Source organism: Streptomyces sp. AF1A (genome assembly GCF_047340315.1).
Taxonomy (GTDB): Bacteria; Actinomycetota; Actinomycetes; order Streptomycetales; family Streptomycetaceae; genus Streptomyces.
The window spans coordinates 1-11,938 of the sequence record NZ_JBLEBI010000025.1; the positions used below are offsets into that span (position 1 = coordinate 1).

Sequence of the window (11,938 nt, forward strand, 5' to 3'; positions counted from 1 at the left end):
GCACCCTGGCCGCCGCCCAGGCCGCGATCGACGCCGGCGGCATCGACCAGGCCCGCACCCTGCTGGCGGCCGCGGAGGCCGGCCCGCTCGACGACCTGCAGCGGGCCCAGCTGGAGCGGCTGCGGGCCCGGCTGGTCTTCGCCCGGCTGCGGGACAGGGACGCGCCCCGGCTCCTGCTGGAGGCCGCGCGACGCCTGGCACCCCTCGACGCCGCCCTCGCCCGTGACACCCTGCTCGAAGCCGTCGGCGCGGCGCTGTTCGCGGGCCGTCTCAGCACGGGAGGCGGGCAGCGGGAGGTCGCCGACGCGGTCCGCGCCGGTCCTCCCCCGCCCTCACCGCCACGGATGATCGACGTCCTTCTGGACGGCATGGTCAGCCGGCTCCTCGACGGCTATGCCGCCGGTGTCGCCCCGCTCAGGCACGCCCTGGACGTCACCCGGCGGGAGCAGGCATCCGGCACGACCCCCGCGGACCGGCACTGGCTCTGGCTGGCGTTCCGGGTGATCCCCGAACCCATCGCGCCGGAGCTGTGGGACGACGAGGAGTGGTACGAGATGGCGGCCGGCGCCGTCCGCATCGCCCGGGAGGCGGGGGCCCTCGCCGTCCTCCCGATGGCCCTGACCTACGAGGCGTGCGCCCATGTCCTCGCCGGCGAGTTCGGCACCGCGGCGGCGCAGATCGACGAGGCCACACAGATCTCGGAGGCGGTGGGCGGCACGCCCATGATGTACACCTCGCTCATGCTCGCCGCCTGGCGGGGACGGGAGCCCCAGGCGCTGGAGCTCATCGAGTCCACCGCCGCGGAGGTGCGCGCCCGCGGCGAGGGGCGCTCCCTCGGTATCGCCGAGTACTCGAAGGCGCTGCTGTACAACGGCGCCGGCCGCTACGACGACGCGCTGTCGGCCGCGAACCGCGCATGCGCGTACGAGGATCTGGGCTTCTACGGCTGGGCACTGGCCGAACTGGTCGAGGCCGCCGTGCGCAGCGGGCAGCCGAGGACCGCCGCCGCGGCACTGGACCAGCTCAGCGAACGGACCCGTGCCAGCGGAACCGCCTGGGCCCTGGGCACGGAGGCCTGCTCGCGCGCGCTGCTGAGCGACGGGCGGGCCGCCGACAGCCTCTACCAGGAGGCGATCGAGCACCTCGGGCACTGCCGGATCGCCGTCCAACTCGCCCGCGCCCGGCTGCTGTACGGCGAGTGGCTGCGCCGCCAGAGCCGCCGCCGGGACAGCCGCGACCAGCTGCGGTGCGCGTTCGAGGCGTTCAGCCGTTTCGGCGCCGACGGCTTCGCCGAGCGCGCCCGCAAGGAGCTGCTGGCGACCGGGGAGACCGCGCGTAGGCGCACGGTCGGCACCGGGACCGAACTCACCGGCCAGGAAGCCCAGATCGCCTCACTGGCCCGCGACGGTCACACCAACCAGGAGATCGCCGCCCAGCTGTTCATCAGCCCGCGCACGGTGGAATGGCACCTCGGCAACGTCTTCGCCAAGCTCGGAGTCAGCTCCCGAAGGCAGCTGCGCTCGGTGCGATGGAACGGCTGACGGCCGTGCGCCGAGGGGGCGTCACGGGCACGGCGGCGTCAGGGCGGGTTGGCCGCCATCCGGCAGGCGCCGTTCGCGGCGCCGCCCGGCACGCCCGCCCCGGTCAGGGCGCTCGCACAGCCCGCCAGGTCGGCGTGGACTCCTCGGGTGCACGCCGCTGTGACGGCGTCCGAGACGTCGACGCCCGTCTGCTGGACCGTCCTCGTGCAGGCCGGGATGTCGGCCTGGGCGGGCGGGGCCGCGAAGGCCACGCCGCCGGCCGCGACGGCCGGACCGGTGAGGACACGAGAGCGATACGGGCCGACACGCGCATGGGAGACACCTGCTCTCCGTGGTTGGCCGGGATGTCGCGGAACCACCGCGCCGAGCAGCGGACGGGGCCGGCGTACCACCCCGGAGCCGGGCTCCCGCACCCGCCCGCTCGGCCCGACAGTCCCTCTCCGTTCGACGCTGGAGCAGCTCGCCACCGCGCGCACTCCGGCCCCGGCACAGCCGGGGCACCCCTCGTCCGGGCGCACATCTCGTGCGGGCTCCGGCCCCGGTGCCCAGGCTTGATCACACGATGTGTCTCCCGGTGGAGGTGGAAGGGCATGCCGACGTATGTCGCGTTGCTGAACTGGACCGATCAGGGCGTCCGGAACTACAAGGACACCGCGCGGCGGGCCGAGGCCTTCGGCTCGGCGGTGCAGAAGCTGGGCGCCAAGCTCCTGACCATCTACTGGACCGTCGGCCCCTACGACCTCGTGGCCGTGGTCGAGGCGCCCGACGAGGAAACGGCCACGGCGGCGCTCCTGCAGCTCGGCGGGGTCGGCAATGTCCGTTCCACGACGCTGCGCGCCTTCGGCCGGGAGGAGATGGAGCGCATCGTCGCCAAGGCGGCCGGCTGACGGCCCCGGTCGCGCTCAGAGGCCCAGCTCGCTCAGTCCCGGATGATCGTCGGGGCGGCGCCCGAGAGGCCAGTGGTACTTCCGCTCCTCCTCCGTGATGCGCAGATCGTTGATGCTCGCCAGACGGACCCGCATCAGGCCCTCGTCGTCGAACTCCCAGTTCTCGTTCCCGTAGGAGCGGTACCAGTTGCCCGAGTCGTCGTGGCACTCGTAGGCGAACCGCACGGCAATGCGGTTTCCTTCGCATGCCCACAGCTCCTTGATCAGCCGGTACTCGAGCTCCCTGTTCCACTTCCGGGTGAGGAAAGCGACGATCTCCTCGCGGCCGTTGATGAACTCCGCGCGATTGCGCCAGCGGCTGTCCACCGTGTAGGCGAGGGCCACGCGCTCAGGGTCCCGGCTGTTCCACGCGTCCTCGGCGAGGCGGACCTTCTCGATCGCGCTGGCTCGGGTGAAAGGGGGCACCGGGGGCTTCGAAGCCATGTCGTCTCCTTGTACGCCGCTGTGAGGTCCGGCCTTGCCCCATACCTACCAGGTCGATCGGCGCGGACTGCCCCACCCCGGTGAGCGAGTTGGGGAAGTCCGCCCCGATCTGCCCGCGTGCGGCGGCATCGGTGTCAGCCGTCGGTCTCCCGCGGGGTGAGAGGCTCGGCCGCCTTTCCCCGAAGGCGGCCCGCGACCGACTGCACGAGAACCAGGATGGTGATCGCCACCACCAGCCAGGCGGCCTGGTGCAGCACGCCGGTCAGCGTGTCGCCATTGACCACGCAGGCCAGTACGCCCGTCAGTGTGATCACGGTTGTGCGGTGGCCGTCGGCCCCGCATGCGACTGTTCGGAACGGGTGGACATCGAGCACGGACAGTCCACCGAAACCCTGGACGGACATAGGTCCTCCTTGGTCACTTGAGCAAGTACCCACCGGCGTTCTTCCTGGAGCTGCGCACGTCGATGGTGGCGGTGTCGGACTCCGACAAACACAGGCCAAGGGAAGGCCACTTGAACGTTTGCCCTGCGGTGATGCTCGGCTATATCACACGATATACGACGAATGACCAGGATGATCCAATTGACACGCCTGGGAGGACTGTCGAACTCACGGCGTCCGGGACGCCGGCGCCGAGGAGGCCGGGGCGCCGGTGGGCGAGCCGGTGCCGGTGGGTGATGCGGCGCCGGTGGGCGAGGCGGTGCCGGTGGGCGAGGCGGTCGGGCTGTAGCCGGTGCCGGCCGGTGGGCTGCTCGGCGACGGGGGTGTGGACGTGGGCGTGCCGGTCGTGGGGCCGGTCGAGCGGGACGCCTGGCCGAGGGGGGTCAGCACGGCGTCGGTCACGCGTCCCTCGGCGTCCGTCGTGAGGCCGACGGGGTCGGCGGCGCCGAGGAGTTGATCGCAGCCCAGGTTGGTGAACGTCTGGTTGGCCCGCGCGGCGAGGAAGCCGAAGAGGTTCGGCGCCGTGCCCGGGTCCGGCGAGGGCGCCTTCTCGAAGAGCGCCTTGTCTTTGAAGATGCGCTGGACGCCGGCCGGGTCGCGGAAGAGGGTGGTGCAGAAGGCCGCTCCGTCGCCGTCGGCCCGGGCACGGATCGCCGGCATGTCGACTCCCGCGCGGTACGCGTTGGTCTTGGCGACGCTTTCGTGCCCGTCGACGAGTGTCATCGGGTCGTTGCGCGGGACCAGCGCGACCGGTGCCTTCTGCCGGGCGGCGGCGGACAGTTCGTCCAGGGCGAGCGCGGACGTGGCCCGGCCGTCGCCGGACTGGTCCGGCGCGGTGAAGGGCTTGCAGCCGAGAGCCGGGTCCATGAACTGGGTGAGCAGCAGGTTGTCGCTGCCGTTGGCGAGATCCGTGGGGGCAGCGGTCCCGGGCCGCGTACTGCCGTGGTGACGGTGGCGGCGATAGCCCCGGTTGGCCAGTCGCGCGGCCCTCTTCAGGGCCGCCCTGCTCGCGGCGTTGTTCTGGGCGATGCGGCCGTGCGCGTCGGCGAGGTAGTGGGTCACCACGTTGTCGCTGCCGTCCTGGTCCACGACGGAGAAGTCCCTCGTGGTCGGGCAGGGCAACCCGTCCTTGGCGCGCCCGAGCGCCGGAATCCTGAGGTGTCCCTTGGCGATCTGGGCGTCGGCGGCCCGGAAGAAGGCCGGCGCGTTGCAGTAGGCGAACTGACCGAAGACGGACGCGTGCAGGCCGTTGACGCATCGGCCCTGGGCGAGCGCATCGGAGCGGCCACTCCTGCGCAGGGTCAACTCGGCGTTGTTGAAGCCGAACCAGATGCCGACGGTCGATCCTCTCGGCACCGAGGGCCGGACGGTGCGCGCGGCCGGTCTCGTTCCTTTGTCGATCACCAGCGGGTTGTAGATGGTCAGTTTGCCGCCGCGGGTGAGGATCGCCGCTTCCACGAACGCCGACTGGTCGGGGTTGGCCTCGTGGCACGGCCCCTGTGCCGGGTCGGTCGCGACGAGTTGGTACGGCGTGGCCAGACCGCGCGCGCTGAGGGGGTGATCGGGCACCAGCAGCGTGCAGTTCGGGTCGGGCTTGGCGTCCGACGCCGGCTGCGCGGAGGCCGGCCGGTCTGCCCGCGGGCGCTGCCGGTCATGGCTTTCCGCCGCGAAGACCGAACCCGCGACGACTGCCAGCAGAACCGGCCCGCCGATGAATGCCAGCCCCAGCTTCGACCGTTTCCAGCGTCGGGCGCGTTCGCGCCGCGACACACGCGACAACCGTGTCGAGTCCTTGCGGGGCACAGGCTGCTCCTCACTGCGCTTCCCCCCGGCGAGGGGAAGTCACGGTCGCGCCACACGACGGTCGCGCCGCGCGGCTCCCGTCCCGACGGGCTGGAGGGACAACCCGACGAGCCGGAATGACGGATCCACCCGCCGTACGTGGCGCGCCCGGGGAACGTTCAACGTCCGCCGCAGTCATTGCCAGGCCTTGACGAACGCACGGCCCCGTGAGCTTCCGGCGACGTTGTGCAGTGCGCTCCCTTGGAGAGGTGCTTGCCGGCCTCGCCACCTGCCGCGGAGAGGGCGCCGCGGTCCCGATGTGGATGTGGGTGCCCATCTCGGGCACACCCAGCAATACTCTCGACACCAGCGGGGCTACTCCACCTCGATGCCGTAGTCCTGGACGAGCTCCTCCAGACCTCCTGTGTAGCCCTTTCCTCCTGGCACGAAGTCCCAGTCGCCACTTGATCTCCGACGGAAGGAACCAAGCACCAGCGCCGTTTCGCCGGCACGACCGTCGGAGACCTCAAGCCGGTCGAGGTCGTTCATCGACGGGTCGAGCAAGCGGATACAGACATCCGTGAAACCGGAAAGATCCGCGTCCGGATTGATCTCCGGATCCACGGCCGCGACCAGGACGAACCGATCAGCGCCTTGCGGCAGCGCGTCGAAGGAGACCCTGATCGCCGCTTTGTCCGGCGCCACGGCCGTCACCGCTCGTACCGAACCGTCCGGGGTCCGCGGGTTGTTGAAGAAAACGAAGTGGTCCTCGCTCAAAACCTGGTTGCCCCGGCAGACGAGTGCGCAGACGTCCAACGCAACGGTGCCGGACCACATCATGCCGAGCACGTTGTAGTCGTCAGCCGAGGCCGCCGGAGCGGACGGTTCGGGCCGCGCGGGAGTCGGTCGCCCGCCCCCTCCCAGGCGTCCGCGGAGCCCGTGCCGGTGCAGGAGGTCGACGAGTTCACTGCCAGAGATCAGTTCCAGCGGCTTTCCGCGGGCGAATGTGTGCGAGCCCGGGCCGAAGCCCGATGTCGTCACCAGAACGCCCTTGTTGGCGCCGACATCCTGGACCGTGCCGTACAAGTCGCGCACCGCGGTGGGCGGCACGGTGTTGCGGTAGCGCTTCACCTGGACGACGATCTTGCCGCCGCGGATCGGCGTCGGGTCCAGTGCGTCGACGTCCACACCACCGTCGTTCGAACGCTGCGTCGTCACTGCCTGCATACCCATGGCGGAGCTCGGCGGCGGGGAGCGAATGGCCACCGCGCCTGCGCAAGCCGGTCCGCGGGCAACCGAGTTGCTGGGTTCCGCTGCTCCGATTCCCTGTGCACACCGGATGCACCCGCTCACCACCACTGTCGGAACCCACAAACAGGCATCACGTCAGCATCCACATTTTGTGTAAACCGCCAATGTTCACGGGGTAGCACATGGCGTTTGATCTCGGTCACACGACGAGACACCTGCTGCCGTCACCAGCGAGGCTTCGACGACGTGACGCACTGAAAACCCTGGGCCGCCATCAGAGCGTGACCGGGGATAACCAGATCTCCTCTCACCTACCTACCTCATTGAAGGGCAAGGCAGAGATGGCACGTGTCGCCGCCGGACTTCCTGCTCCCGCAGAGCAGACTACGCACCCGGTCAACGAGGTGCTTCCCATTCCCAAGCTGGCGCTCTACGGCTTCCAGCACGTACTGGCCTTCTACGCCGGCGCGGTGATCGTCCCGATCATCGTGGGAGGGGCTCTGAAGCTCAGCACGGGACAACTGGTCTACCTGATCAACGCAGACCTCTTCACCTGCGGTATCGCATCCATCATCCAGGCCTTCGGCTTCGGCCGGATCGGTTCGCGGCTGCCGCTGATCCAGGGCGTCACCTTCACCGCCGTATCGCCGATGATCGCTATCGGTCTCGGGGCCGGGGGCGGTACGGCAGCGCTGCTGGCGATCTACGGAGCCGTCATCACCGCGGGTCTGGCGACCTTCGCGTTTGCATGGCTGCCTGCCGAGGCGTTCCGTACGGTCATGCGACTCTTCCCGCCGGTCGTGACCGGCACGGTGATCACCGTCCTCGGCATCGTGCTGATCCCCGTGGGCCTCAACGACGCGGCCGGCGGACTCGGCAGCCCGGACTTCGGTGATCCCAGGAACTTCGCCTACGCCGGCGGCACGGTGCTCTTCATCCTCCTGCTGATGAAGTTCGGCCGACAGTTCCTCTCCAGCATCGCCATCCTGCTCGGCCTGTTCGGTGGCACCGTCGTCGCGCTCCTCCTCGGGGACGCGCACTTCGCGGAGGTGAGCAAGGCCGACTGGATCGGCATCACGACGCCGTTCCACTTCGGGGCACCGAAGTTCCAGTGGTTCCCGATCCTCCTGATGCTCGTCGTCATGCTGATCACCATGGTCGAAACGACCGGTGACACGTATGCGATCGGCGACATCGTCGGCACGGACGTCGACAGCGAGACGGTGGCCAGGGCCCTGCGCGCCGACGGCATCGCCACGGCTCTCGGTGGCATCCTCAACTCCTTCCCGTACACGGCGTTCGCCGAGAACGTCGGCCTGGTGCGGATGACGAAGGTCAAGAGCCGGTTCGTCGTGGTCACAGCCGGCGTGTTCATGATCATCCTGGGTCTTCTGCCGAAGGCCGCCGCAGTCGTCGCTTCGGTCCCGCACGCCGTGCTCGGTGGCGCGGCGACCGTGATGTTCGCGATGGTGGCCTTGGCCGGCATCCAGACCCTCGCCAAGGTCGACCTCAAGGAGGAGAAGAACGCGCTGGTCGTGGGCGTGTCCCTGGCCTTCGCGCTGGTGCCCGCCACCGTCCCGGTGCTCTTCACGAAGCACATGAACGCCGACCTGTCCTCGCTCCTGAACAGCGGTGTCACGCTCGGCGCCTCGGCCGCGATCGTGCTCAACCTGATTCTCAACGGCATGGCAAAGAACCAGGCGCCCAAGACCGTGGAGCCCGCAGCAGTCACCCATCGTGAGTCGAAGGACCAGAACTAGACGAACACGGACGAAGTAGCCCCGGAGCCGACCGCCTGAACCGTCCGAACCGTCCGACCGTCATGAACCTCCCAGGGGATGACCCCAGCCGGGCCGATACCCGGCCGGGGTCACAGCCCTTTACCGATGCCCCAACCATCGGCGACGGCTGTTACTGATCCGCTTGGTCCGGAGGAAGCGAAAAGACGTCAGTGCGCGTGACCACTCGAAGCCGGCGTCGGACCCGCGTTCTTGACCGTCAAGGGCAGCAGCTTCTTGCCGGTCGGGCCGATTTGGATGGCCGTGTCCATCTGCGGACAGACGCCGCAGTCGAAGCACGGGGTCCAGCGGCAGTCCTCGACCTCCGTCTCGTCGAGGGCGTCCTGCCAGTCCTCCCAGAGCCAGTCCTTGTCGAGGCCGGAGTCGAGGTGGTCCCAGGGGAGGACCTCCTCGTAGGTGCGCTCGCGGGTGGTGTACCAGTCGACGTCCACGCCGAACGGCGCCAGCGCCTTGTCCGCGCAGGCCATCCAGCGGTCGTAGGAGAAGTGCTCGCGCCAGCCGTCGAAGCGGCCGCCGTCGTCGTAGACCGCGCGGATGACGGCGCCGATGCGGCGGTCGCCACGGGAGAGCAGGCCCTCGACGATGCCGGGCTTGCCGTCGTGGTAGCGGAAGCCGATGGAGCGGCCGTACTTCTTGTCGCCGCGGATCTTGTCGCGGAGCTTCTCCAGGCGCGCGTCCGTTTCCTCCGCCGACAGCTGCGGGGCCCACTGGAAGGGGGTGTGGGGCTTGGGCACGAAGCCGCCGATCGAGACCGTGCAGCGGATGTCGTTGGAGCCGGAGACCTCGCGGCCCTTCTGGATGACGTGGGTCGCCATGTCGGCGATCTGCAGGACGTCGTCGTCGGTCTCCGTGGGCAGGCCGCACATGAAGTACAGCTTCACCTGGCGCCAGCCGTTGCCGTAGGCCGTGGCGACCGTACGGATCAGGTCGTCCTCCGAGACCATCTTGTTGATGACCTTGCGGATGCGCTCGGAGCCGCCCTCGGGGGCGAAGGTCAGGCCGGAGCGGCGGCCGTTGCGGGTCAGCTCGTTCGCCAGGTCGATGTTGAAGGCGTCGACGCGGGTCGAGGGGAGGGAGAGGCCGATCTTGTCGTCCTCGTAGCGGTCCGCGAGGCCCTTGGCGATGTCGCCGATCTCCGAGTGGTCGGCCGAGGAGAGGGAGAGCAGGCCCACCTCTTCGAAGCCCGTGGCCTTCAGGCCCTTGTCCACCATCTCGCCGATCCCGGTGATCGAGCGCTCGCGCACCGGGCGGGTGATCATGCCGGCCTGGCAGAAGCGGCAGCCGCGGGTGCAGCCGCGGAAGATCTCCACCGACATGCGCTCGTGGACCGTCTCGGCGAGGGGGACGAGGGGCTGCTTGGGGTAGGGCCACTCGTCCAGGTCCATGACCGTGTGCTTGGAGACGCGCCACGGGACGCCCGACTTGTTGGGGACCACGCGGGCGATGCGGCCGTCGGGGAGGTATTCGACGTCGTAGAACGCCGGGACGTAGACCCCGCCCGTCTTCGCCAGGCGGAAGAGGATCTCCTCGCGGCCGCCGGGGCGGCCCTCGGCCTTCCACTCGCGGACGATCCGGGTCATGTCGAGCACGGCCTGCTCGCCGTCGCCGATGACGGCCGCGTCGATGAAGTCGGCGATCGGCTCGGGGTTGAAGGCCGCGTGGCCGCCGGCCAGGACGATCGGGTCGTCGAGCGTGCGGTCCCTGGACTCCAGCGGGATGCCGGCCAGGTCCAGGGCGGTGAGCATGTTGGTGTAGCCCAGCTCCGTGGAGAAGCTGATGCCGAACACGTCGAAGGCCTTGACGGGGCGGTGGCTGTCGACCGTGAACTGGGGGACGCCGTGCTCGCGCATGAGCGCCTCCAGGTCCGGCCAGACGCTGTAGGTGCGCTCGGCGAGGACGCCCTCCCGCTCGTTGAGGACTTCGTAGAGGATCTGGACGCCCTGGTTGGGCAGGCCCACCTCGTATGCGTCCGGGTACATGAGCGCCCAGCGGACGTCGCACTCGTCCCAGTCCTTGACGGTGGAGTTGAGCTCTCCACCGACATACTGGATCGGCTTCTGCACGTGCGGGAGCAGAGCTTCGAGCTGCGGGAAAACCGACTCGACAGGCATCTCGCGAACCTTCATGAGCTGACAGGGGTGACCATCAAGCGTAACCCGCCTGGAGGCCTCCTCCGAACGCCCGGCCTCAGCGCCCGGCGGCGATCCTGCGCCACAGGCCGGGCAGCTCCGCCTCCGCGGCCGCGGCGCGCGCCTCCTCTTTGCCGTACAGCACTCCGTAGGTGAACGCGCTCTCGCCCGCGGCGTGGGCGGTGGCGGCCAGTTCGCGCAGGGTCCGGCGGGCCATGACGCTGTCCTGGTGGTCGCCGAGGAGGGTGGTGAGGGACTTCATGGAGGCGGTGAGGGCGCGGGCGCGGGCGCCGAGGGCGGGGGTGGCGGCCTCGGCCGCGTAGCGGGTGCGCTTGGCCTTCTTGCGGGCCTCGTGGACGGCGAGGTCGCGTTGCTCGCCGGGGGGTGCGTTCAGGGCGTGCTCCACCAGGGCGGTGAGCTTCGCCAAGTCCTTGTGCACGGCCCTGGACAGGACCTTGTCCGGTTTCCGGGCGGCCGCCTTCCGCAGGGGCGGGTCGGCGAGGAGGGTGTCGAGGGTGTCCAGGAGGGTGAGGTAGCGGCGGGAGTCGAGGACGCCGGTGAGGTGGGCGTGGGCCCGGCGGTGCCGGGTGCCCGCCCAGGAGGCGAGGCGTTCGCGGACGGGGCCGCTGACCAGGTCGGGTGGGAGGGCGTCGAGGGCGGTGGTCAGCCGTTCGGCGAGGACCTCCTGGTCGCGGTCGACGCCGAGTTCGCCGGCGAGCCACTTCAGCTCGGCGCCGACGGGGTCGGTGGCGGCGCGGTCGAGGACGGTGCGGAAGGTGCGCAGGGTGCTGCGGGCGCGGCGGGTGGCGACGCGCATGCGGTGCACGGCGTCGGGTGTGTCGCGACGGACGGCGGGGTCGAGGTCGACGACGGCGTCGCGCTGGGCGCGCAGGTAGGCGAGGACGTGGTCGCCGGCGGTGACCGGCTGGGCGGGACCGGGCGGCTTGCGGCGGGTGCCGGCGGTCTGCTCGAGGGCGTGGGCGAGCTTCGACGGCGACGTGGACGGTCGTACGCCGGCCTTGCGCAGCCGCTTCTCCACCTGGTCGAGGAAGGCCGGGTCGCCGTCGTCGGCCAGTTCCACCTCGATCTCGGTCCACTGGGCGGCTCCGCGCCCGCCGGTGAGCCGTTCGGCGGTGACGGTGTCGACGCTGGCCTCGGCCAGCAGGGTGCCGTCGGCGTCGACGAGGTGGCGGACGTCGCGGGCGGAGCGGAGGTGGACCAGGGGGATCAGCTCGGCGTCCCGGACGCGGGAGCGGACCAGTGCGGCGATCTCGTCGGGGACGGTGTCAGAGAGCGGGGCGCGGATCTCCTCGCGGACTCCGGGGGCGAGCGGGAGTTTCAGGTGCCAGCCGGCGTCGGAGCCTCCGGTGCGGCGGCGCAGGGTGAGGTTGGCGGCGGCCAGGCGCTCGTCGGCGGTGTCGTAGTAGACGGCGTCGAGCTCGACCAGGCCCTTGTCGAGGACGGCCGCCACGGGGCCGACGCCGGTCAGGTCGGGCAGCCCGCCGTCGTCGGATTCGTACTTGCGCTCGATCTCGCGTTTCGCATCCGCCATGAACCGAATCTAGTGGGCGGCGGGCCGGTGCGGCAGAGGCCGTTCCGGGTGAACGGCCTCGGAACCCGGGC

The 11,938-nt window shown here is 70.3% G+C and carries 9 protein-coding genes and 1 pseudogene; 3 read left to right on the top strand and 7 right to left on the bottom strand.

Annotation, left to right across the window (positions count from 1 at the left end):
- A partial coding sequence (locus ACLU3S_RS10995) for a LuxR C-terminal-related transcriptional regulator (protein ID WP_413951585.1) occupies positions 1-1,541 on the top strand: 1,541 nt, incomplete at its 5' end.
- A 38-nt stretch (positions 1,542-1,579) separates the two neighbouring features.
- On the opposite strand, the gene ACLU3S_RS11000 is transcribed toward ACLU3S_RS10995, so the two are convergent.
- Positions 1,580-1,792, bottom strand: coding sequence for a hypothetical protein (locus tag ACLU3S_RS11000; RefSeq protein ID WP_413951586.1), 213 nt, complete (start codon positions 1,790-1,792; stop codon positions 1,580-1,582).
- Positions 1,793-2,131: 339 nt separating this feature from the next.
- Here ACLU3S_RS11000 and ACLU3S_RS11005 point away from each other — a divergent pair, with 339 nt between their 5' ends.
- On the top strand, positions 2,132-2,428 hold the full coding sequence (locus tag ACLU3S_RS11005; RefSeq protein WP_413951587.1) for a GYD domain-containing protein: 297 nt from the start codon (positions 2,132-2,134) through the stop codon (positions 2,426-2,428).
- Positions 2,429-2,443: 15 nt separating this feature from the next.
- Here the strand turns inward: ACLU3S_RS11005 and ACLU3S_RS11010 are convergent, their stop codons facing one another.
- The 4 genes and pseudogenes from ACLU3S_RS11010 to ACLU3S_RS11025 form a co-directional block, all read right to left on the bottom strand.
- Positions 2,444-2,911: a DUF1348 family protein gene (locus ACLU3S_RS11010; protein WP_413951588.1), complete on the bottom strand. Its 468-nt coding sequence runs from the start codon at positions 2,909-2,911 to the stop codon at positions 2,444-2,446.
- Between the two features lie 134 nt (positions 2,912-3,045).
- On the bottom strand, positions 3,046-3,225 hold the full coding sequence (locus ACLU3S_RS11015; RefSeq protein WP_413951589.1) for a hypothetical protein: 180 nt from the start codon (positions 3,223-3,225) through the stop codon (positions 3,046-3,048).
- A gap of 297 nt (positions 3,226-3,522) precedes the next feature.
- Positions 3,523-5,157 (bottom strand): hypothetical protein, encoded by a 1,635-nt coding sequence (locus ACLU3S_RS11020; RefSeq protein ID WP_413951590.1) that lies wholly within the window; start codon positions 5,155-5,157, stop codon positions 3,523-3,525.
- A gap of 354 nt (positions 5,158-5,511) precedes the next feature.
- Positions 5,512-6,372: pseudogene (locus ACLU3S_RS11025) on the bottom strand (restriction endonuclease); the annotation flags it as partial.
- Between the two features lie 356 nt (positions 6,373-6,728).
- On the opposite strand from ACLU3S_RS11025, the gene ACLU3S_RS11030 reads away from it, so the two are divergent.
- Positions 6,729-8,147 (top strand): nucleobase:cation symporter-2 family protein, encoded by a 1,419-nt coding sequence (locus ACLU3S_RS11030; protein WP_413951591.1) that lies wholly within the window; start codon positions 6,729-6,731, stop codon positions 8,145-8,147.
- A gap of 188 nt (positions 8,148-8,335) precedes the next feature.
- Here ACLU3S_RS11030 and ACLU3S_RS11035 read toward each other — a convergent pair whose 3' ends face one another.
- Positions 8,336-10,297, bottom strand: coding sequence for a TIGR03960 family B12-binding radical SAM protein (locus ACLU3S_RS11035; RefSeq protein WP_413951592.1), 1,962 nt, complete (start codon positions 10,295-10,297; stop codon positions 8,336-8,338).
- 76 nt (positions 10,298-10,373) lie between these two features.
- Positions 10,374-11,867, bottom strand: a complete 1,494-nt coding sequence (locus ACLU3S_RS11040) for a CHAD domain-containing protein (protein WP_413951593.1) — start codon at positions 11,865-11,867, stop codon at positions 10,374-10,376.
- Positions 11,868-11,938 lie beyond the last annotated feature (71 nt).